The 20,781-nt window shown below is 68.9% G+C and carries 21 protein-coding genes; 9 read left to right on the top strand and 12 right to left on the bottom strand.

Translation table 11 applies throughout. The features are described 5' to 3' along the window. Positions 1–66: 66 nt before the first annotated feature. A complete protein-coding gene (locus tag ACSNN9_RS07350; protein WP_436672017.1) occupies positions 67–1,524 on the top strand; it encodes a Shedu anti-phage system protein SduA domain-containing protein in 1,458 nt (485 codons plus the stop codon). Here ACSNN9_RS07350 and ACSNN9_RS07355 read toward each other — a convergent pair. The 3 genes from ACSNN9_RS07355 to ACSNN9_RS07365 all read right to left on the bottom strand — a co-directional run bounded on the left by ACSNN9_RS07355 (position 1,509) and on the right by ACSNN9_RS07365 (position 3,075). Continuing rightward, the gene (locus tag ACSNN9_RS07355; RefSeq protein WP_436672019.1) at positions 1,509–2,234 is read right to left on the bottom strand and encodes a GntR family transcriptional regulator; all 726 of its coding nucleotides are present in this window, start codon (positions 2,232–2,234) and stop codon (positions 1,509–1,511) included. The genes ACSNN9_RS07350 and ACSNN9_RS07355 overlap by 16 nt on opposite strands. A gap of 348 nt (positions 2,235–2,582) precedes the next feature. Then, positions 2,583–2,825: a hypothetical protein gene (locus ACSNN9_RS07360; protein WP_101413796.1), complete on the bottom strand. Its 243-nt coding sequence runs from the start codon at positions 2,823–2,825 to the stop codon at positions 2,583–2,585. Further along, positions 2,818–3,075 (bottom strand): hypothetical protein, encoded by a 258-nt coding sequence (locus ACSNN9_RS07365; RefSeq protein WP_436672021.1) that lies wholly within the window; start codon positions 3,073–3,075, stop codon positions 2,818–2,820. The genes ACSNN9_RS07360 and ACSNN9_RS07365 overlap by 8 nt, the downstream gene beginning before the upstream one ends. A gap of 383 nt (positions 3,076–3,458) precedes the next feature. Between ACSNN9_RS07365 and ACSNN9_RS07370 the strand changes: the two genes are divergently transcribed. Together ACSNN9_RS07370 and ACSNN9_RS07375 are read left to right on the top strand one after the other, a co-directional pair. After that, positions 3,459–4,682, top strand: coding sequence for a helix-turn-helix domain-containing protein (locus ACSNN9_RS07370; protein WP_436672022.1), 1,224 nt, complete (start codon positions 3,459–3,461; stop codon positions 4,680–4,682). Positions 4,683–4,706: 24 nt separating this feature from the next. Further along, the gene (locus ACSNN9_RS07375) at positions 4,707–5,174 is read left to right on the top strand and encodes an NUDIX domain-containing protein (RefSeq protein WP_436672024.1); all 468 of its coding nucleotides are present in this window, start codon (positions 4,707–4,709) and stop codon (positions 5,172–5,174) included. A gap of 531 nt (positions 5,175–5,705) precedes the next feature. Here ACSNN9_RS07375 and ACSNN9_RS07380 read toward each other — a convergent pair. Both ACSNN9_RS07380 and ACSNN9_RS07385 read right to left on the bottom strand, forming a co-directional pair. Continuing rightward, a complete protein-coding gene (locus ACSNN9_RS07380; protein WP_436672072.1) occupies positions 5,706–6,074 on the bottom strand; it encodes a type IIL restriction-modification enzyme MmeI in 369 nt (122 codons plus the stop codon). A 36-nt stretch (positions 6,075–6,110) separates the two neighbouring features. Beyond that, positions 6,111–7,046 carry a hypothetical protein gene (locus tag ACSNN9_RS07385; RefSeq protein ID WP_436672026.1) on the bottom strand — a complete coding sequence of 312 codons (936 nt, stop codon included), beginning with the start codon at positions 7,044–7,046 and terminating at the stop codon, positions 6,111–6,113. A 648-nt stretch (positions 7,047–7,694) separates the two neighbouring features. On the opposite strand from ACSNN9_RS07385, the gene ACSNN9_RS07390 reads away from it, so the two are divergent. Next, a complete protein-coding gene (locus ACSNN9_RS07390; RefSeq protein WP_436672027.1) occupies positions 7,695–8,243 on the top strand; it encodes a hypothetical protein in 549 nt (182 codons plus the stop codon). 1,081 nt (positions 8,244–9,324) lie between these two features. Next, entirely contained in the window at positions 9,325–9,801 is a 477-nt protein-coding gene (locus ACSNN9_RS07395) for a hypothetical protein (protein WP_436672028.1), read from the top strand. Between the two features lie 352 nt (positions 9,802–10,153). Here the strand turns inward: ACSNN9_RS07395 and ACSNN9_RS07400 are convergent, their stop codons facing one another. Then, the gene (locus ACSNN9_RS07400) at positions 10,154–10,558 is read right to left on the bottom strand and encodes a hypothetical protein (RefSeq protein WP_436672029.1); all 405 of its coding nucleotides are present in this window, start codon (positions 10,556–10,558) and stop codon (positions 10,154–10,156) included. 362 nt (positions 10,559–10,920) lie between these two features. Here ACSNN9_RS07400 and ACSNN9_RS07405 point away from each other — a divergent pair, with 362 nt between their 5' ends. Further along, positions 10,921–11,334 (top strand): hypothetical protein, encoded by a 414-nt coding sequence (locus ACSNN9_RS07405; protein ID WP_436672030.1) that lies wholly within the window; start codon positions 10,921–10,923, stop codon positions 11,332–11,334. A 346-nt stretch (positions 11,335–11,680) separates the two neighbouring features. Here ACSNN9_RS07405 and ACSNN9_RS07410 read toward each other — a convergent pair whose 3' ends face one another. Further along, complete coding sequence (locus tag ACSNN9_RS07410) at positions 11,681–12,052, bottom strand: VOC family protein (protein WP_436672031.1); 372 nt, start codon at positions 12,050–12,052, stop codon at positions 11,681–11,683. A 266-nt stretch (positions 12,053–12,318) separates the two neighbouring features. Between ACSNN9_RS07410 and ACSNN9_RS07415 the strand changes: the two genes are divergently transcribed. Continuing rightward, the gene (locus ACSNN9_RS07415) at positions 12,319–13,296 is read left to right on the top strand and encodes a zinc-binding dehydrogenase (RefSeq protein ID WP_436672032.1); all 978 of its coding nucleotides are present in this window, start codon (positions 12,319–12,321) and stop codon (positions 13,294–13,296) included. Positions 13,297–13,320: 24 nt separating this feature from the next. Here the strand turns inward: ACSNN9_RS07415 and ACSNN9_RS07420 are convergent, their stop codons facing one another. Next, positions 13,321–13,983, bottom strand: coding sequence for a class I SAM-dependent DNA methyltransferase (locus tag ACSNN9_RS07420; protein ID WP_436672033.1), 663 nt, complete (start codon positions 13,981–13,983; stop codon positions 13,321–13,323). A 242-nt stretch (positions 13,984–14,225) separates the two neighbouring features. Between ACSNN9_RS07420 and ACSNN9_RS07425 the strand changes: the two genes are divergently transcribed. Beyond that, positions 14,226–15,107: a trypsin-like serine protease gene (locus tag ACSNN9_RS07425; protein ID WP_436672035.1), complete on the top strand. Its 882-nt coding sequence runs from the start codon at positions 14,226–14,228 to the stop codon at positions 15,105–15,107. A gap of 90 nt (positions 15,108–15,197) precedes the next feature. Here ACSNN9_RS07425 and ACSNN9_RS07430 read toward each other — a convergent pair whose 3' ends face one another. Both ACSNN9_RS07430 and ACSNN9_RS07435 read right to left on the bottom strand, forming a co-directional pair. Then, positions 15,198–15,797, bottom strand: coding sequence for a ClpP family protease (locus tag ACSNN9_RS07430; protein WP_357882761.1), 600 nt, complete (start codon positions 15,795–15,797; stop codon positions 15,198–15,200). A 138-nt stretch (positions 15,798–15,935) separates the two neighbouring features. Then, positions 15,936–16,433 (bottom strand): helix-turn-helix domain-containing protein, encoded by a 498-nt coding sequence (locus ACSNN9_RS07435; RefSeq protein ID WP_436672037.1) that lies wholly within the window; start codon positions 16,431–16,433, stop codon positions 15,936–15,938. 185 nt (positions 16,434–16,618) lie between these two features. Between ACSNN9_RS07435 and ACSNN9_RS07440 the strand changes: the two genes are divergently transcribed. Continuing rightward, the gene (locus tag ACSNN9_RS07440; protein WP_436672038.1) at positions 16,619–17,632 is read left to right on the top strand and encodes a potassium channel family protein; all 1,014 of its coding nucleotides are present in this window, start codon (positions 16,619–16,621) and stop codon (positions 17,630–17,632) included. Positions 17,633–17,745: 113 nt separating this feature from the next. Here ACSNN9_RS07440 and ACSNN9_RS07445 read toward each other — a convergent pair whose 3' ends face one another. Then, positions 17,746–18,780 carry a 2-oxoacid:ferredoxin oxidoreductase subunit beta gene (locus tag ACSNN9_RS07445; RefSeq protein WP_436672040.1) on the bottom strand — a complete coding sequence of 345 codons (1,035 nt, stop codon included), beginning with the start codon at positions 18,778–18,780 and terminating at the stop codon, positions 17,746–17,748. Beyond that, positions 18,773–20,620, bottom strand: a complete 1,848-nt coding sequence (locus ACSNN9_RS07450) for a 2-oxoacid:acceptor oxidoreductase subunit alpha (RefSeq protein WP_436672042.1) — start codon at positions 20,618–20,620, stop codon at positions 18,773–18,775. Before ACSNN9_RS07450 ends, ACSNN9_RS07445 begins: the two co-directional genes overlap by 8 nt. Positions 20,621–20,781 lie beyond the last annotated feature (161 nt).

Genomic DNA, 20,781 nt, shown 5'->3' on the forward strand with positions numbered 1-20,781 from the left:
TCCCAGCAGCCATCCGTTGCCGGCAGTATTGTTCGAGCGACGAGCAGAGACGATGGTGGCCCAGCCGTGCGCCAGGAGCCCTCGCCGACAGAAGGGGCGCCCTTGTTAGCGACTTCAACTCAAGAAGCCCTTCGTGATTATTGGGAGCGGAGCCGGGGGGTTGATCGTTACGGGGAGCGATCCTTAGCAAGAGACCTCTCTCGGGCGATCAATCAGGCTTTTGCCGACGATCTATCCGCTGCTGGCATTGAGTCATCATCGATCTGGCCCGAAGCAAAGGGGGTGCCCGCCTCCTATCGGACCACTCCTCAACGCTGGGATTTGGTCGTTGCAGAAGACGAACTCCCGCTCGCACTGATAGAAATTCAAATTCTCGCTGGTTCAAGTTTTCAGGTGAACGTCAATAACAGGCTTGACAGCTTGGTTGCTGCGGCGACCAACGTCGCTCGCACCTTCGATGGTCCAGATCGTGCCCCATACAGGCCTTGGGTGGGGGTCGTCTTCGTCCTCGAAGAAAACGAGCGCAACTCGGTTCCGCTCGCAAGACGCGCCGAACGCAATCCGTTCACATTGACTACCGATGCACAACCCGCATCCCGGATAGAGTTGGTGGGATCGGCATTCCGTCGAATGTTGGCTGATCGGCTGGTGGGTGGGGTTTGCTATCTAGCCTTCGATACGAGAAATGGACAAACGCGGGAGCCCTTCCCGGACCAAACCTTTGAAAGCTTCGTAAGTAGCCTAAAGTCTTATTCGGATCGGGCTGGCGAGATCCGGGCTGAACAAGGTCTGAGTGCGGCTGAACTCGGCAGAGTCTTGTCCGAGTCGGGTCAGGTCGAGGAGGTCATGTCGGGGCTGACATCGACTACTGCCGGGCTGTCGGCCGCCGAGTCTGCCGTAATTCGTGAGCGTCGCCGAATCGTGGCAGAGCTACAAGAGCTTGCAAGCGATCCGCACAGCAACGAAAGAAAAATGCAAGCGGCCATGGGTAAGAGATATTGGCTTTTCGGTGGACAGTACATTGGGGTAGCAGATAGGCGAACGCTGGTGCAACTCGACCAGTACGACATTCCGCTAATTTGCGCCGATGGCAGCCTGCAAGTGGTTGAACTCAAGGGTCCGGAAAGCAAACTTGTGCGACAGCATCGAAACCATCTGATTGTTGCCGATCAGGTGCATGAGGCAGTAAGTCAATGCCTCAACTACCTTCGCTCCCTAGACGAAATGGGAGCAGGCTATCGAACGCTCTATCGGAATGAACTGGGTGTCGACTACGACTTGCGCCGAGCTCGTGGATTAGTCGTGATAGGACATCCCAACCGCGCCCATGGTAGTGGCATCTCTCGCGAGCAAATTGACCAGGCGATCCGCTCCTATAATGCTCACTTGAGCCGAATTCAAGTGGTAACTTACGCTGACCTTCTCGACTCCGCAGAGCGCGCCTTACGATTTGAATCCGAACGACCCAATGGTGCGCACGGCCCGGAGAGTGCCGACGAGGTGACGGGTCAACTCAACGCGTAGATGTCCTCAATTTCGTGGCGGCTGCCCGGCATCACCAGCACCGAGGTCATGATCGGGTCGCCCGACGCCTGGTGGACGGTGATGACGACGCTCATCACCGACTCGTCGGCCGGCACCTCCAGGGCCTCAGCCTCGATGTCGCTCACCCGGCGGGCGGTCATTCGCTCGGTGGCGTAGTCGGGTCGTAGGCCCTTGTGGCGGGCGATGAGGTCGAGCAGGCCGCCAGCGATCGGGTCAGGCTTGGTGATGTCGGTGCCGACCGCGATGTCCACTGGCACGAAGGTGGCGACCAGGTCCACCGGCCCCGCCTCCGAGACGGTCCGGCGGCGCCGCTCGTAGACCGGCGTACCCTCCGGGATCTTCAACTCCGCCGCGATCCGCGGTGACGCGAGCACCGGACCGACGTGCAGGATCTCCGCCTCCCCGGTCTCGTCCAGCTCGACCGCGTCACGAGCGTAGTCGGGCGAGGTGCGGCCGGAGGCGGGCCGGCCGCGTACGAAGCTGCCCTTGCCCTGCTGCGATTCGATCCAGCCGTCCTGCTTGAGGATGCCCAGCGCCTTGAGCACCGTCGGGCGGGACACCCCGAACTCCGTGCAGAGCTGGTTCTCCGACGGCAGTGCCGCACCGGGGGCGTAGTCGCCGTCCTCGATGCGCTTCCGCAGCGTGTTCAACACGCGCAGGTATTTCGGCGTCGGTATCTCGTACGCCATCGCGGGCCACCCCACCTAGGAACGCTGCATGAATCTCAGCAGCTTATGAGTTGTTTGCATGACAGGACAAGCAAGGTCAGCCGTTCGACGTCACATGCTCCACCGCTGCGGCCAGCCATCCCGACCACGACGATGGCGCTCCCACCGACTCTGGACGAGTCGCGCCCGGCCACCGACGCGGCAGGCACCCGTACCGGCCGAACACCCGCAACGCTGCCTGGCGCTGCGGGCACGGACCCTCCTCGCCGCAGGTGGCGCAGCGTCCGTTCGCGCTCGACGGGGTATGCTGGTCAAGCTGCGCCTGTGCCGCCCGGAGCTGGTCGCACACCGCACTGGACAGGTAGGTGCTCACCGGGCCGCCCCATCCGGCGGGAGCTTGCTCGCGCGTACCAGGATCTGCGCCTGCCGACCATGACGACCAGACGGACCGAGCCTAAATCCCTCGACCCAGATCCACTCATCCTGCGGCGGACGGTTGGCCACCAGCCGAACCCCGGTCACCCACAACGTCACCGGCCCGTCCGACGGCAGGAGACGATCTGCTGCATCGATCGTCAGCACCGCGCCGAGTCGTACCCGAACGTCAAACACCGCGTCTCCTCATCACCGGCGCCACGTTGCGAGGCGGCGCGCTGTCGGTAGTGCGTCGCTGGATCTGAAGGCCGGCGATCTGCGCGAAGACCTCACGCCGCGCCAGCGCCTTACCGGTGGCCAGGTCGATGGCGTAGCCGGTCAGCCACACCCAGCCGTAGTAGGTCGGCTTGTCGCAGACCGACGTCACCCGTAGCCACAGTGCGCGATCGCCGCCGAACTGCACCGACGCCCGGCTGTCGATCAGCACCAGGTCACCCGGCGCCGGCACGCCCGGCCGGGACGGCGCCGGCTTGCGGGGCACCGGGGTGGGCGGGCCATTCACGGGCCGTCGTTCGGGTCGCGGCCCCACACCAGCACCCACCCCGGGCCAGCCTCAGCAGGTCGCCGAGCGACCGGAACCCGCGCAGTCCAGGCAGGACCGCCGGGCCAGGGACCGAGTCCGCTCCGACCCGCGCCCCATCCCCCGGATGGCGGTGCGGGCAAGGGTGTACTTCCAGCCCGCGCCCGAGCAGGATTGGCAGTTGCTAAATACGTTCAGCCCCGTCATGTAGACAGGTTGTGGCACAAACCGCCCAGCGACCCGGAAAATCCTTCCGGGGTCGCAGCCGACCGAGGGGAGACAGTGAACCGGTGCGCGGGACGACCAACACCCTGACCATCGGCGAACGCGTCGGCTGGTACCGGCGACGGCGCGGCCTATCTCAGGAAGTTCTGGCCGGGCTGATCGGCCGTACCTCCGACTGGCTGGGCAAGATCGAGAACAACCGGATCGAGCTGGACCGGCTCTCCGTCATCAAATCCCTGGCCGAAGTCCTGGACGTCTCTCTCGGAGACCTGCTCGGCGAACCCTCGCTGCTCGACTGGACCGCCGACAGCGGCACCGAAACCGTGCCCGCCCTGCGAGCCGCCCTGATGAACTACCGCGCACTCGGCCCGTTCGGCGGCAGCCCGGATGCAGAGCCACCGAGCGTCGCCGTGCTCAAGAAAGAGGTGGGAACCCTCTGGGACGCCTACCAGGACTCACGATTCGGGTACGTCACCGGCCGCCTGCCCGACCTGCTGCACCGCGCCCAAGCCGCCGCCGACCACCACGACGGCGACGACCAAGACCAGGCCCGCCGCCTGCTCGGTCTGGCGTACCAGCTCGCAGCTACCCAGCTCACCAAGCTTGGGGAAAGCGATCTCGCCTGGATTGCCGCCGACCGCGGCTTGGCCGCCGTCCGCCCCACCGGCGACCCGCTCGTCACCGGCTCTCTGTTCCGCTCGGTCGGCCATGCCCTGCACGCCACTGGCCGCTATGCCGAAGCCGTACGCCTCACCGAGGACGCCGCCGGCTACCTTGAGCACCACCTGAAGGAAGCCACGCCAGCGCTGCTCTCCGTCTACGGAACCCTGTTCCTGTCCGGCTCGATGGCCGCCGCCCGATCCAACGACGCCGCCACCACCCGCACCTTCCTCGACGCCGCCGACCACGCTGCCGGCCAGCTCGGAGCCGACGCCAACCACCTCTGGACCGCGTTCGGCCCGACCAACGTCGCCATCCACCGCGTCGCCACCGCCTCCGAGCTGGGCAACCTGCAAGTCGCCATCGACCTCGGACCGCGCGTCGACACCACCGGTCTACCGATGGAACGCCGCGTACGGCACGCCCTCGAAGTCGCCCGCGCCTACAGCTCGTGGAACCGCGTCGACGACGCCCAGGCCGTGCTGCTCGATGCCGAGCAGATGGCACCCGAGCAGGTCCGGCACCACTTCCTCAGCCGACAACTCGCCCTGACCTGGATTCGCCGACAGCGCGGCAAGCCCTCCGCTGAGTTGGTCGGCTTGGCCCGCCGGCTCAAGGTGCTTGACTGAACCCAGCCCATCTAGGCTGCCCTGGTGACGGCCAACGAGATGCCACCCATGGCTACCCCACGCGTCGCCGCAGGCGCCCTCTTCTTCGACAACGAAGGCCGCATACTCCTCGTACGCCCCAGCTACAAGAAGCACTGGGACATCCCCGGCGGCTACGTCGAACCCGGTGAGTCACCCCGAGCTGCATGCGTACGCGAGGTTCGAGAGGAACTTGGCCTCACACCCGCGCTCGGCCCCATGCTCGTCGTTGACTGGGCACCGGCCGAGAACGAAGGGGACAAGCTCCTCTTCATCTTCGACGCTGGATCTTTGACTGCCGAGCAGGAACAGGCCATCCACTTCGCGGACGGAGAACTCACCGAGTGGCGCTACGTGGCAGCAGATGACCTTGAGCGTCACGGACCGTCTCGACTTACCCGCAGACTGCGCACAGCTATCGCAGCGCGCACCAGCAGCAACGCAACCTATGCGGAGCACGGCGACGCCCTCTAGCCCGGAGTTTCGATACGGGTTCAAGGCGGCCCTGAACGGGCCGCACGCGCCGCCGCCTGGGCGCGCGCCGGCCGCTGCCGCTGTCGCTCTGCGGCCGTCACGCCTAACGCCTGGCGGCTGGCGCGGAGAGCGGGGAAGCCCGGAGGGCCGCCGCAGAACGACAGAGCGTTGCCGGGTGAGGGTGAGCCGGCAGCCGGCCGGGCCGCGCGGACACGAGCCTGCGCGGCGTAAGGAAGCGCACGCCGGCCGCGTCGGCGAGCTGGCGGCGGTCGCAGGGTTGCGGCTACTGCGCCTCCGGCGGGGGCGCCCCGGCTCCAGGATGGCCGGGGCTGCGCCGGCGGGTCGCGGTCCGTGGGTGGTTGCGGTGGGCCCTCCCGTCTGCCATCGACCCGGGCAAGCCGAGCAGACCGCCGCCCGATCCGCCAGCGTCCGAACGTGCGTCAAGGTCCGCTTGGCATGGCGGGCCGGGCGGCGGCCCGCTCCCCAGAAGGGCGGGTCGATGGCATACGGGATGGAAGAGCGGCGCCCCTATTATCGCAATGCGTATGTCGTTGCCTTTGCGCCAATCAGTCCCTTCGCACCTGGACCCCGCACCACGCCGGTTTCGGTAGCGATATCTTGGTTTAGCGCCAACAGTTGGGCTAGGACGTCATCTTCCGTGTTGAATCCGTACGCTTGAAGAACAGCCCGGTCGAGTTCAGCATGGAAGTCGCGTAGCTTACTTCGCCCTGGCGACCGTAGAACGTCGTACTGCGCCGCCAGCGTTTGGCCCCGATCGAGGTAGCTCTGGCGAAGCTCGATTAGTTCTTTAACGAGGCCGCTAATCGATTGAACATCTGTGCTCGTGGGGGTCTGCGGCCATGGAAACGAGTCCCATACCGTCGTAGAGGTATACCGCAGGTCCCCCCTGAGGGTTGAGCAACAAGGGAACCCCTGTCACTGCTTGATGTCGCTACGACAGGCAGCGAGTGCTGCCACGCTGGCCACGACTAGTTTGGCGCGTTCCCGGTTCCAGTGGAAAGTGGCGGCATCCGGGTCGGCATGCGCAGCGGGGCTGGCCAGGGAGAAGAGGGCGTGTTCGAGCAACGCCACCCGCTCGGAGAGCGTGCGGGATTCCGGGGTGATCTCGGCAATCTCCCTTATTGCCTTCTTGCCTCGGTCTGGAGTGCCGAAGACTGCATCCAGAGCCTCGATCGCGCGGCGCGCTTCGGTGACGCCTTGCGTCACGTCACCGTTCGCGACCAGCCGTATCGCCTCTCTGAGGTGTGTGGCGACGGCATGAGCGTCGGGGTCGAGGGCGGGCAGGGGCGCAACCACTGCAAGTGATGCGTAGGCGTTGATGCCAGCCAGCATCTCGGACCACTGGCCCGAGGTGAAGTACACGCTGTGATTGGAATGAGCCTTCGGCCAGCCAGTGATGACGGGCTCAGGCGCAGGTGCCCGACGGAGCCACCAGGAAGCTCGACGCGGTGGTTCGAATGATCTCGCCGGCAGTCCTGACGTCAGCAGGGCATCAACCTCAAGCTCGATGTTGAAGCCGCCTCCGTTCTTCGCGCGCCTCTGCTCGATGATTGCCACCTGGTCGTCAGTCAGCGCCAGGACCAGCGTCTCCGAGGACGGCTTGTCGTAGACCGTGATAGGGCTCTCCGTTGCCCACTGGCCCAGGTACTCGCGGCTGCCCGTCGTGAGCCAGGCACTTCCGCCAAGCGCTATGGGGGTACCGGCCGGCAAGGTGCCCCTGGCGTCGATCTTTAGCGCCAGAGTCAGTCGATGGACGCCCGCGCCCCCTTGAAGGAATCGCCGCTCGTCGAAGCTCAACCACAGCGACACGTCATGCATTGAGTCGAAGGTTAAGGTCACGTTGTAGCCCACGACTGGGCATCATCCGCTGTTAGCTGCCGATACACCAGCGAGATTGAGTCGAGCTTAGGGCCAACTACGTCATGACGCTTCCAGGCGTGAACAGCCGCCCGAGGTCGCGGGATGTGAGCCGACCCTGTCGGACGGATCGCACAGAGTCCCGCGATCACGCAGCGACCAGCAGCGATGCAGCGACGAGGCCGCAAGAGCGTTGCTCCGGGTCGATGCCGCACGCCGACGGACGGCAGCGCGGACCTGCACTCCAGTGGAAGCCGCTACCAGTCGGCAGCGGTTAACAACAGCGCGTCCGCATCCCCCCAGCGGGGGTCGGCCCGGCGCTCCGGCGGAACGGCTGTCGACAGCAACGGTGATAGCAACCGCGCCGGCCGGCAGCACCCTAACGAGCGCTGGCATGGACGAAGCTCCGAGCGTGCAGCCGCTCCCGGACGTTGGTGGACACGATGCACAGAGCTTGTAAGCGAGGTATCGGCCAGGCCGGGATGACGATAACCTGCCCGCATGGGCTCAGCCGCTGTTGCGAGGCAGGCGCTACCAGCGGCGGCAACGACTGCGCGGAGGCGGGGCCGGACGCTCCATGGCCACGGGCCCTCCAGACGCCGGATCTAGCCTTCATGAGCTCAGCTCTGCCAAGATTGAGGAGTGAGCTACGCCGATCCGGGCGCCGCTGAAGTGATTGACCGCGCAACCATCCGGATGCCCTACCTGCCTGACAGCGTCCTGAACCGCCTCGAAAGGCTGGCTGGCGCGTGTCCGGTCGTGGAGCCAGACAGCCCGGTGCGAGCCCGCCGAGCAGTTGAGCGACTCGGCCGCCAGTTCCATAGAGAGAGCGGGTTCGATTTTCAGCCGTACTCGGCGGAGGACCCCGAGGGCCAGGTGGCGGTTCTCGTCCCATCAAGGGATCGGGCGCTCGGAGGTGGCGAGCTGCTGGCTGGGGCAGTCGGCGTTGAACCGGCAGCTAGGTATTCCGACTTGCCGGCGCCGGTACCGGCCGTGCTGTGGATCTACCTGCATCCGTACGAGCGGGGTAGGCGGCTCATTGAGCGAATGTGGCCAGCAGTCGTCAGCAGGTGGCCAGGAATCTGGCTGCCAGGACCGTTCACGAAGAGCGGCCGAGCGCTGGCCAACAGGCTGGTGAGTAGCGGCCTACAAGCGCCAGAGCTCGTACCGGGCCTCCAGCCGCCGACATGAAATCCGGGGGGCCAACGCCGAAGCCCCCGCAGATTGCGGGCCGGATGGTTGCCTGGCGGTGCGAATCAGTACGGTAAGGGGCTCAGGACGCCAAGGGGTTCGGCGAACGCGAGTAATACCGATGCAACGCCTTGAGCTGACCGACCCAAAACTCCATCTTCGCAGTGCTCGATGGGTTTCGCCCGAGTAGCCCCAACTGCGTCGCGAGTGCGTAGAAGCCAGGGCCTGCATCGTTGGCGTCGAGGTACCGCACTAGTGCCGAGATCATCAGACCCGTAGTGGGATAGTTCCGCTCCACGACCAGCCCAAGTAGGCGTCCTATCGCGGCTCGCTCGTCTTCACGGTCAAAGTCAAAACCTGGGATCCCTGTTCGATGCACCAACGTGGCGTTGAGCTCCGTGTAGGTAGTGACGTCCCCGATTCGCGCCCGCTCAATGAGGAAGTCCAGCCCAGCCACGGTCAGGCGTTCCCAGGTCTCGTCGTCTCGGCCATACAGCGACATAGCACCGCCTCCACGGTGGAGGCTATCCCGTGAGCGGGATCCTCGGCATCCCTTGCTTGGCCGCCGCGCAGTCGGGCGTAGAGGCCCTCAACAGTCCCGTCAGGACTGGCCGTTGTCTAGCGAGAGGCGGATGCCGGAGGCGAAGCGGCAGCGGCCGCAAGCCGAGCAGCCAAAGGAGCAGCCAAACCAGCGATCAGCAGTGGACGCTGCCGTACCGAGGCAGCACTCAGGGCACGAGGCCGACGCGGTCTAGCAGGAACCGGGGACCGACTCGTAATGCGTAGATCACGGCAGCCTCCACGTTGCGGGGCCTGCCGTCGTCTGATCTGCCGCAGGAACACCTGCCGGATTGTCGCCCGGACGGTTGCCGAAACAGTCTCTTTAGGATCAAGGGGCCGCGCAAGCGCGGCCCCTTGATCCTAAAGCGCGGCCCGCCCGCCGCGGTCGGCCTGCTGGCGGCCTCCGGCCGGCATCGGCCGGCGCGGCGGGCTGCATCTCCTGGCTGGACTGGAAGGGCGGAACCGGTCGCGCTTCGTGGGTGACGAGGTACCGGGACATGCCGTCCGTAGCATCGACCCGGTGGTTTCCCAGATGGATGCAAACGACGGTGATATCGGCTCGGCCCTGCCGGTGCCGGCTGCGGGTTCCCGCGATGCGTTTCGCGTGAGGTTCGTCCCGACTAGCCAGGACGGCCGGTTCGGTGAGTTCCAGCTCTACGTGGGTGGCGTCCCGATCGGGGATGGCAGCACAACTGCCTGGTACCCGCACTACATGGATTTCTGCCGCCTGTGCAGCTTGGCGGAGCAGCCTGGCATACGGGAACGGGGGCCGTTGCACCTTGGCGACACCTTCGACCACCTGAACATGTACGTGGAGATGACCGAGATCGACGTAGTGTTCACCTTCACCACCCGCCCTCGCTTGGAGTGGGGTGAGCCACCGCCATGGGCGCCACCGGTGGGCGTATGGATGCGGCTGAGCGTTCCCCGTTTGGAGTTCATCAGCATCTGGCGTCAGGCCGAGCCGCAGTTCCGCTCTCTCACGGCAGGACGGTAGCCGGGACTTCGTCAGTACGTCGGGCTTCCCTCAGAGCGCAGCGAACAATGATCACCGGGCGAGTCGTCCTCATCCGGGCATCGAGACGGTTATCAGCGTGGCGGTCCTTCTTGCCGTGACGATCGCGGGGTGGCCGGCCACCGTCTTGGCCGGGGCGATCGGCTGCCGCGCCGCTTCGCGGCTTGCCACCGAGTACCTGGGGCCAGGCGCACGGAGAGCCGCCGACACGGCAAGCCGCCCCCGGCCTCCGGGCCGGGGGCGGTAAGCCGTACGCCGCCGGGCAGCCGCGCGCCCACTGCGCAGCCGTGCCTTGGTGCGGGTGGCCCATGACGACGTTGGTCGGCAGCCGCTGCTACTCCGCAAGCTCCGGATGGTGCCCGTGGTCGAAGGCTCTTCGCTCGGCTTCGGTGAGGAGTCCGTCTACCTCTGCTTCGTTCCGCTCCACGAAGTCGGTATAGGCCCCTAGGGTCAAGATCATGGCGAAAGTCTTGGTGCGAACCGAGAAGTCTCCGATCGCAACATCCTCACCCATCTCGAAGCGGATGAGGGCCTCGGTCTCCGGCCAAGGCAGTTCCGGGCCGAATGCGCGCCGCATGGCAGATACGAGGAGGTCAACGTCTTTGAGGCCGTGGTTGGGCTCGAAGAGTCGGGCCACCGCGATTTGGAAGGCGGCGATCATGACATGGGCGGAGCCGAGCGAGCTGAACTCTGGGAACCTTGCCGTGAGTGGTTCACGCTCCGACGAGTGGCGCAGCATGCTCTCCCGTAGGAACCTGCCCATGAGCGTGCGGGGCAACTGGGGCGGGATTGGTGGCTCCACCGGCTGGGACTTGCGGTACCTGCGCCTGGCCAAGGCTAGTGTCTCCCCTCCTCATTCCGTCGATCAAGTCTGGCAGCAGAGGGCAGGCATGGCGTGAGCCATCATCGCGAGGCCGTCATGAACCATCCATGGGCCAGTGACTGTGGCGGGCAGCGGTCATGTGCGGGCACGGAGGGCAGCTGCCCGGCCGCAGACGTCGCCGGAATCAGGGCTTGGTTGAGCGCGCTCTTCCAAACTGGGGGTTGCCGAAAGACGACCGCACGCACGCCTTCCGTCGCCCGCCGGGAGAGACTTGTCCGGTGACGACCGTCGAGCCACCGGATGTAGTGACAGAGAAGGCCGTCTTGCAACTCCTGCACCTGGCCTTCCTGGAGATCCGGTTCCACACGGCTCCGGTGGACGACGACCAGTCGCTGGAGACCTTGCTGAAGCGGCGTGAGCAGATCAACGAACTTGCCGACCTCTGCCATGGGCTACCCGGCTGTATCGCCCCGGAGCGACGGCATCTGCTGGGCGACAACTTGCGGTACCTGTGGCGCACCTCCTCTGCCCGGAAGCAGCGCTGGATGCGTTCTTGCTGGGATCATCTCGGCTACGACCACCGATGGCTCACGGACTCGGATGCACCTCGTCGGGCGGACGCAGCAGTCGAAGACGCCGGACCGGGGGCCGTGCAGAGTACGTGCAACGATCTTGACTCGTCCGGCAGATGACCGACGCGGACGTCCAGGTCAAGGGCATGCTCACCAACCCGCCGCAGTCGCCTTCCTAAACCGTGTGTCGCAGGTTCGAATCCTGCCGGGGGCACTCGAAGATCAGCCAAAACGCCATCCTAGCTGGCAATATGCATTGCTTTCGATTGGTTGGGTATGCAGCCGTAGGCCACCGGAAGCGACCATTTGTCGCAGGTCGCGGAATATACGCGGAACGACCCGCCAAGGTGGGCGGTGGCGCCTGGCCGGGGGCGGCGCGGACAGGACACCGGCTTCCCGGTGACGACCGGGCGGTCGCCCCGGCCGTACGGCGGCCTGCCCGGCCTGGTCCCGGCCGGCCGTGGCGTCAGTCCTGGCCCCAGACCAGGCAGAACGGGTGCCCCGCCGGGTCGGCGTAGACCCGGAAACCGCTGCTGCGGCCCCCGCCGCCCCGCAGCAGGGTGGCGCCCAGCCGGAGCACCTCCTGCTCGGCCTCCTGGATGTCGTCCACCTCCACGTCGAGGTGCGCCTGCTGCGGCCGGGTCGGATCCGGCCACTGTGGTGGCTGGAAGTCGTCGACGCTCTGGAAGCAGAGGCGGGGGTGCCCGTCCGGGCCCTTCAACGTCACCCAGTGTCCGTCGCTGTCGGCCCACTCCAGGCCGGTCAGCTCGACGTAGAACTCCGCCAACTTCTCGGCGTCCGGGCAGTCCAGCACCACCGAGTGCAGTCGACCGATCATCTGACCTCTCCCGTCATCGTCGTGGCGCGATGACCGGTGCCCCCGGTCACCGTGCCAGTGAAGGTACTCGCCGAAGGTGGTGACGTGACCGAGGGCGCGCAATGGTGGCCCGGTCTTGGGGGACACCCGGAGCGGCAGCGCCACCAGACGCTCCGGCCGGCCGGTCCCGCCGGCCGGCTCGGTGCTCGGGTGCCACGGGTGGCGCCGACCGTCTGATCCGAGGCCGGTATTGACCTCAAGCTCGGTTGAGGATGTCGGATGGTGGCATGCGTGCGATCCGACTTCACGAGTTCGGTCCCCCCGGCAACCTGGTGCTCGACGACCTGCCCGACCTGACACCCGACCCGTGCCAGGTCCGGATCGCCGTGTCGGCCAGCGGCGTGCACCTGCTCGACACGACCCTGCGGCGGGGCGAGGCCGGCGGTCCGTTCGCGCTGCCCGACCTGCCCACCGTCCCCGGCCGGGAGGTCGCCGGCGTCGTGGACGAGCTGGGCGAGGGCGTGGACGAGTCGTGGCGCGGCAAGCGGGTCGTCGCGCACCTGGGCATGGTGCCGGGCGGGTACGCCGAACAGGCGGTCACCGCCGTCGGGTCGCTGTACGTCGTACCGCCGGAGCTGACCGACGCCGAGGCGGTGGCCGCGGTCGGCACGGGCCGGACGGTCCTCGGGATCCTCGACCTGGAACCACCGACGGCGGACGACGTCGTCTTCGTGCCGTCGGCGGCCGGCGGGGTCGGTTGGCTGCTGGCGCAGGCCGCGCGGACGACCGGCGCCACCGTGGTGGCGGCGGCACGCGGCGCCGACCGGACGGCGAAGCTGCGCGAGCTGGGCGCGGACGTCGTGGTGGACTACGGCAGCCCGGACTGGGCCGACCGGGTGCGGGAGCGGGTCGGCGGCCTGAGCCTGGTGTACGACGGGGTGGGCGGCGCGGTGGGCCGGGCCGCCCTGGAGCTGACGAGGCCGGGCGGCCGGTTCATGATGTTCGGCTGGTCGGCGGGGGAGGCGACCCGGATCAACACCGGCGACGTCATCGGCCGGGGCTTGACCGTGGGCTGGCTGGGGCAGCGGATGCGGGCCCTGCCCGGCGGCATCCCGGCGCTGGCCGGCCGGTCGCTGGAGCTGGCCGGGCGGGGCTGGTGGCGGCCGCTGGTCTCGACCTATCCGCTGGCCGACGCCGCCACCGCGCACGTCGACCTGGAGGGACGCCGGGCGCTGGGCAAGGTCGTGCTGACCGTGGCGCGCTGACGCCGGGGCGGCGCGCCGAAGGCCTCAGTGGAGCGGTCGGCGGGCCACCAGGTACGCCTGCGGCGTGCGCTCCTGGTGGAAGGGGTACGTCTCCGGCTCGCGCACGAACCTGGCGCGGACGTCCAGCCCGGCCTCGGTCAGCAGTTCGGCGACCCGCTCCGGTCGGCGACGCCGGAAGTTGAGCGAGATCGGCTGGCCGTACCCCTCGGTCAGGTGCAGTGACTCGTCGCCGACCTGGAACGCCAGGACCAGGTGACCGCCGGGCGCCAACGCGCGGCGGAAATCGGCGAAGGCGGCCGGGAGCAGGTCGTCCGGGACGTGGATGGTCGAGTACCAGGCCACGATGCCGCCGAGGGCGGCGTCGGGCAGTTCCAGGTCGGGCATCGCGCCCACCTCGAAGCGCAGCTCGGGGTGGGCCCGGCGGGCGATCTCGACCATCCGCGGGGAGAGGTCGATGCCGAAGGCGTCCAGCCCGAGCCCGTGCAGGTACCCGGTGAGCCGGCCGGGGCCGCAGCCGACGTCGGCGACGGGCCCGTTCCCGGTGGCGCGCACGAGGTCGGCGAAGCCGGTGAGGACCGCCCGGTCCCACGGCATGCTGACCAGCGCGTCCTGGAGCTGCTCGGCGTAGTCGGCGGCGATGACGTCGTAGGACGCCCGGGTGTCACGCAGATGGTCCGTTCCACTCACGTCCCGGCACGTTACCGGCCCCCGGCGCCTGCAGGGGCGGAGCCGACCAGCCGACGGATGTAACGAGATTCGGGTGCAAGACGCTGCGCCCCGCGCTCCGCGCGGAATCCCATCGGCGGGAATAGGCTCGGCCCATCGACGGCCGGCACCAGCGGCGGCCATCGCGTACCTGGGGTCGGACGCGGATCGAGGGGGCGCGTCCGGCGCCGGTTCCGCTCATCGCTTCCATTCCGGAGGACCCTGTGCGTCGTACCGCACTCTTCGCCACCCTGACGGCCGCGGTGCTCGCCGCGACCGTCGCCGGCGCCACGCCGGCGTCCGCGATCAACACCTACAACGCCCACCCCGCCCCGGAGCGCACCGAGGTCGGCGCCCTCATCGTGCAGTGGGACCGCGACGGCGACCCCGGCACGCCGGACGTCGTCGACTGGTACTGCTCCGGCACCATGATCGACCGCGACGTCTTCCTGACCGCGTCGCACTGCACCACCGACTGGGCGCCGGGCGCCCGGTTCTACGTCTCGCTCGCCCAGGACGTGGAGGGCGCGCTGGCCGACGCCAAGGCCGCCGGTCTTGGCCCCGCGCAGGTGGCCGCCGCCGTCGGCGTCGAGGGCACGCCGCACGTCCACCCCGACTACCCGGGCAACTCGGCCGACTCGCACGACATCTCGGTGGTCACCCTCGACGCCGGGCAGGCCGCCGAACTGGACCGGCGCTGGGACTTCACCCCGGCCACCCTGCCGACCGCCGGCCAGCTCGCCGCGCTCGGCCCGCGCGCGCTCGACCAGGCCCGCTGGGAGGTCGTGGGGTACGGCACGGCCGAGGCCCAGCGTGAGCCGGGCGGGCACGTCCACCCGGGCGGCGGCGTGCGGATGAAGGCGGAGGTCGGCTTCAACGCGCTCAACGCCACCTGGGTGCGGCTCGCCATGAACGAGAGCCGGGACTACGGCGGCGCCTGCTACGGCGACTCCGGCGGCCCGAACTTCCTCACCGCCGGCGGGCAGCGCCTCCTCGCCTCCACCACCATCACCGGTGACGCGCCCTGCTACGCCACCAACGTCACCTACCGGCTGGACAGCGACAGCGCCCGGGACTTCCTGGACGATTTCGTCGACCTGCCCTGACGGCGGGAACGCGACGGCGGCCGGCGGGACCATCGCCGGCCGCCGTCCCGCGTCACCGGGCCGGACCGCCCCCGTCGCGGCCCGGCCCCGTCAGCTCCCCGGGAGCTGCTCGGCCTTCGTGACCACCCGGTCGATCAGGCCGTACTCGCGGGCCTCCTCGGCGGTGAACCACCGGTCGCGGTCCCAGTCCCGCTGGATCTCATCCAGGCTGCGCCCGCTGTGCCGGGCGATCAGCTCCTGCATGGTCCGCTTCACGTGCAGCATGTTCTCCGCCTGGATGGTGATGTCCGCGGCGGTGCCGCCCATCCCGCCGGACGGCTGGTGCATCATGATCCGCGAGTGGGGCAGCGCGTAACGCTTGCCGGCCGTGCCCGCGCAGAGCAGGAACTGCCCCATCGAGCCGGCGAAGCCGAGCGCCACCGTGGCCACGTCGTTGCGGACGAAGCGCATCGTGTCGTAGACCGCCATGCCCGCGCTCACCGAGCCGCCCGGCGAGTTGATGTAGAGCACGATGTCCCGCTCCGGGTCCTCGGCGGCGAGCAGCAGCATCTGGGCGCAGATCTGGTTCGCCGAGGCGTCGGTCACCTCCGTGCCGAGGAAGATGATCCGCTCCCTCAGCAGCCGATCGAACACCTGGTCGCCGAAGGAGGGCTGCCCACCGTCCAACATCCGCACGTCGAGACCGATCATCGAGTCCGCCCTTTCGGCAGTGCCGGCGGGCGACCGGAGGACGCCCGGGGGACCGGCGCCTCCAGCCTGCGCGGAACGGGGCGCGCGGAGCCAACGATTCTGCCGGCGGCAGATCAGCCGACGGCAGAATCGGCCGGCCTAGACGACGGTCAATGTGCGCGCGCCCGCCCGGGCCCGCCCGCAGGCCAGCGCGACGCGGGTACGCGGGCCGGGGTGGCCGCCCGCTGCGGAGGCGGACCGCCCGACCCGGAGGGTCGGACCGCCCGTGCGCGGCCCCAGGTGGAGCAGCGGGCCGCCGGTCCTGGGACCGACCCGCAATGCCGGGGCGGCGGCGTCGGGGCGGCCGACCTCCGCCCGCTCCAGCCGGGCCAGGCCGGCCCGGGGCGCGGCCGGGATGCGCGGCTCGACCCGGCGCAGGTCGTCGCGCGCCTCCTCCAACAGGTCTGACAGGTGGATGCCGAGCGCCCGGCAGATCGCCGCGAGCACCTCCGAGGAGGCCTCCTTGCGACCGCGTTCGACCTCGGACAGGTAGGGCACGGACACTCCGGCGGCCTCGGCCACCTCGCGCAGCGTGCGGCCCTGCCGCAGCCGCAAGCGGCGCAGCACCCCGCCGATCACTCGTCGCAGCAACGACATGCGGGCCTCGCTCTCGGGCTCGTCGTCCGGGGGACACCCCCATCATGCCCGCTGTCGGCCGCGCCGGGTGGCCCGTCCGGCCGCGCGTCGTCGTACCCCGGGTCGACGACCCCGCCGTGCGAGATCCGCGCAGGCCGCTATGTTGTGGTCGTGCAGGCGACGACAGGGCCGGGGCGGGCCCTCACGTGATCCACTTTCCCGCGCAGCGACGGGGCCCCCTGAGCGCGCTGAGTCTCCGGCTGGCCGCCGCCATCGGGCTGGTCTTCGCCACCGTCGCCGTGGTCTACCTCGACCGGGACGGCTACCGCGACGTCAACGAGGACGCGCTGACCCTCCTCGACTGCTTCTACTACGCGGTGGTCACCCTCTCGACCACCGGCTACGGGGACATCACCCCGGTCAGCCAGACCGCCCGGCTGATCAACGTCGTCTACATCACGCCGGCCCGGGTGATCTTCCTGATCATCCTGGTCGGCACCACCCTGGAAGTGCTGACCGAGCAGTACCGCACCGGGCGTCGCCTGTCGCGGTGGAGGAGAGCCGTGAAGGACCACGTCATCATCTGCGGCTACGGCACGAAGGGCCGCAGCGCGGTCTCCGCCCTGTTGGAGAACGGGCTGGACAAGTCCCGGATCGTGGTGGTGGAGCGCAGCGGTCCGGCGCTGCGGCAGGCCACCTCGGCCGGCCTGGTGGCGATCGAGGGCTCGGCGACCCGCTCGTCGGTGCTCAACGAGGCGCACGTACGCAACGCCAAGGCGGTGATCATCGCGACCGACAGCGACGACGCCTCGGTCCTGGTGGCGCTGACCGTCCGGCAGCTCACCGCCGGGCAGGTGCGGATCATCGCCGCCGCCCGGGAGGCGGAGAACGCCCCGCTGCTCAAGCAGAGCGGCGCCCACCACGTGATCGTCTCCTCGGCCACCGCCGGCCGGCTGCTGGGCCTGTCCACCTCGGCCCCGCCGCTGATCGACGTGGTGGAGGACCTGCTCACCCCCGGGCAGGGCATGGCGTTGGCGATGCGCTCCGCCGAGCGCTCCGAGGTGGGCCGCTCCCCCCGCGAGCTGGAGTCGCTGGTCATCGCCCTGGTCCGGCGGGGCAAGGTGGTCACCCTGGCAGACAAGGCCGGCGCGGTGATCGAGACCGGCGACATGCTGGTGCACGTGCGCGACGACCGGCCCCAGACGACCGCCACGCACTGACCCCCGCCCGCGACGCAGGGCCCGTCACCGGTCGGTGACGGGCCCTGTCGCGTCGTCGGGTGCCGCGCGGACCCCGGCCCGCCGCGGGGACCGACCGGGTCGGCGACGGTCGCTCAGAGGATGGTCCAGGTGTCCCCGCTGGCGAGGAGGCCGGCGAGCTGCTGCTCCGGGGTCTCGGTGACCTTGGCCTTCGCCTCGGCGAGCTGCCCCTGCACCACGCTGTCGTACGACGGCCGGTCCACCGAGCGGAACACGCCGATCGGGGTGTTCCGCAGGTCCAGGCCGGGCAGCCGGGACAGCGCGAAGGCGTACGCCGGGTCGGTGACCGTCGCGTCGTGCACGACGATCTCCCCCGGGCTGACCGACGCGGTCTCCCGGACCTCCAGGCCGAACCCGCCGGGCGGGTGCACGACGCAGAACTGCCCGTCCTTGCCGAACGTGATCGGCTGCCCGTGCTCCAGCCGGATCAGGAAGTCGTCGCGGGTGGCCGGCTCCTTGAGCTGGTCGAACGCGCCGTCGTTGAAGATGTTGCAGTTCTGGTAGATCTCCACGAACGCCGAGCCCTGGTGCTCCGCAGCGGCCCGCAGCACCGACTGGAGGTGCTTGCGGTCGGAGTCGATGGTGCGGCCCACGAAGGTGGCCTCGGCCCCGAGGGCGAGCGACAGCGGGTTGAACGGCGCGTCGGCCGAGCCGGCCGGCGTCGACTTCGTGACCTTCCCGACCTCGGAGGTCGGCGAGTACTGCCCCTTGGTCAGGCCGTAGATCCGGTTGTTGAACAGCAGGATCTTCAGGTTGACGTTGCGGCGCAGCGCGTGGATCAGGTGGTTGCCGCCGATGGAGAGCGCGTCGCCGTCACCGGTGACCACCCAGACCGACAGGTCGGGCCGGGAGGCCGACAGGCCGGTGGCGATCGCCGGGGCGCGGCCGTGGATCGAGTGCATCCCGTAGGTGTTCATGTAGTACGGGAAGCGGGAGGAGCAGCCGATGCCGGAGACGAAGACGATCCGCTCGCGCGGGATGTTCAGCTCCGGCATGAACTGCTGGATCGCGGCGAGGATCGCGTAGTCGCCGCAGCCGGGGCACCAGCGCACCTCCTGGTCGGACTTGAAGTCCTTGGCGGTGAGCTTGAGGGCGACGGGCTCAGACATTCTTCAGGACCTCTTCCAGCATCGTCTCCAGCTCGGCGGCGGTGAACGGCAGGCCGCGGACCTGGTTGTAGCCGATCGCGTCGACCAGGTACTTCGCCCGGACCACGTGGGCGAGCTGGCCGAGGTTCATCTCGGGGATGACCACGCGGTCGTAGGAGCGCAGCACCGCGCCGAGGTTGGCCGGCATCGGGGCGAGGTGCCGCAGGTGCGCCTGCGCGATGGCGTGGCCGCGCTGGCGCAGGCCCCGGCACGCCGCGCCGATCGGCCCGTACGTGGAGCCCCAGCCGAGCACCAGCACCCGGGCGTCGCCGTCCGGGTCCTCGACCTCGACGTCCGGCACCGGGATCGTCTCGATCCGGGCCGCCCGGGTGCGCACCATGAAGTCGTGGTTCGCCGGGTCGTACGAGATGTCGCCCGTCTTGTCGGCCTTCTCCAGGCCGCCGATGCGGTGCTCCAGCCCGGCGGTGCCCGGGACGGCCCACGGCCGGGCCAGGGTCTGCGGGTCGCGCAGGTAGGGCAGGAACGTGGTGCCGTCGTCGCCGTTGGGCTTCGTGGCGAACTCGACCCGCAGGTCGGGCAGCGACTCGACGTCGGGCAGCAGCCACGGCTCGGAGCCGTTGGCGACGTAGTTGTCGGAGAGCAGGATGACCGGCGTGCGGTAGGTCAGCGCGATCCGGGCCGCCTCGATGGCCGCGTGGAAGCAGTCCGCCGGCGACTTCGGCGCGATCACCGCGACCGGGGCCTCGCCGTGGCGGCCGTAGAGCGCCATGTTGAGGTCGGCCTGCTCGGTCTTGGTGGGCATGCCCGTGGAGGGACCGGCCCGCTGCACGTCGACGATCACCAGCGGCAGCTCCAGCGCCACCGCGAGGGAGATCGTCTCGCTCTTGAGCGCCACGCCCGGGCCGCTGGTGGTGGTGACGCCGAGCGAGCCGCCGTACGACGCGCCCAGCGCCGCGCCGACCGCGGCGATCTCGTCCTCGGCCTGCATGGTGAGCACGCCGAAGCGCTTGTGCTTGCTCAGCTCGTGCAGGATGTCCGAGGCCGGGGTGATCGGGTAGGCGCCCAGGAAGACCGGCAGCCCGGAGCGGACGCCGGCGGCCACCAGGCCGAGCGAGAGGGCCGCGTTGCCGGTGATGTTGCGGTAGGTGCCCGGCCGCATCTTCGCCGGCTTCACCTCGTAGCGGACCGCGAAGTCCTCGGTGGTCTCGCCGAAGTTCCAGCCGGCCCGGAACGCCGCGACGTTGGCCGCGACCAGCTCGGGGCGGGCCGCGAACTTGCGCTCCAGGAAGCGCAGCGTCGACTCGTACGGCCGGTTGTACATCCAGGAGAGCAGGCCGAGGGCGAACATGTTCTTCGCCCGCTCGGCGTCCTTCTTGGACACCGCCTGCTCGGCGAGCGCGCCGACCGTCATCGAGGTCAGCGCCACCGGGTGCACCACGTAGCCGGCGAGCGAGTCGTCCTCGAGCGGGTTCGACTGGTAGCCGACCTTGGCCAGGTTGCGCTTGGTGAACTCGTCGGTGTTGACGATGATGTCCGCGCCCCGCGGCAGGTCGGCGAGGTTCGCCTTGAGCGCCGCCGGGTTCATCGCCACCAGCACGTTCGGCGAGTCGCCGGGGGTCAGGATGTCGTAGTCGGCGAAGTGCACCTGGAAGCTCGACACGCCCGGCAGGGTGCCGGCGGGAGCCCGGATCTCCGCCGGGAAGTTCGGCAACGTGGAGATGTCGTTGCCCAGCTGCGCGGTCTCCGAGGTGAACCGGTCGCCGGTGAGCTGCATGCCGTCGCCGGAGTCACCGGCGAACCGGATGACCACCCGGTCCAGTTGACGGATCTGCTTGGTCACGCCTGCACCTCGCTTCGCTGGGCGCGGTCGCGCGGGCGGCTGAACTTGATGGTGACCTCGCCTTGCCCGGCCACGTGACCTCCTTGACGCACCGCTGTACCAGACCCGCCGAGGCGGGCCCGGTCCGCTGTAGTTACCTCACCTGAGAGCCTACGTCGAAT

Origin of the sequence: Micromonospora sp. URMC 107, assembly GCF_051386315.1 — a bacterium.
In the GTDB taxonomy this organism is placed as follows: Bacteria; Actinomycetota; Actinomycetes; order Mycobacteriales; family Micromonosporaceae; genus Micromonospora.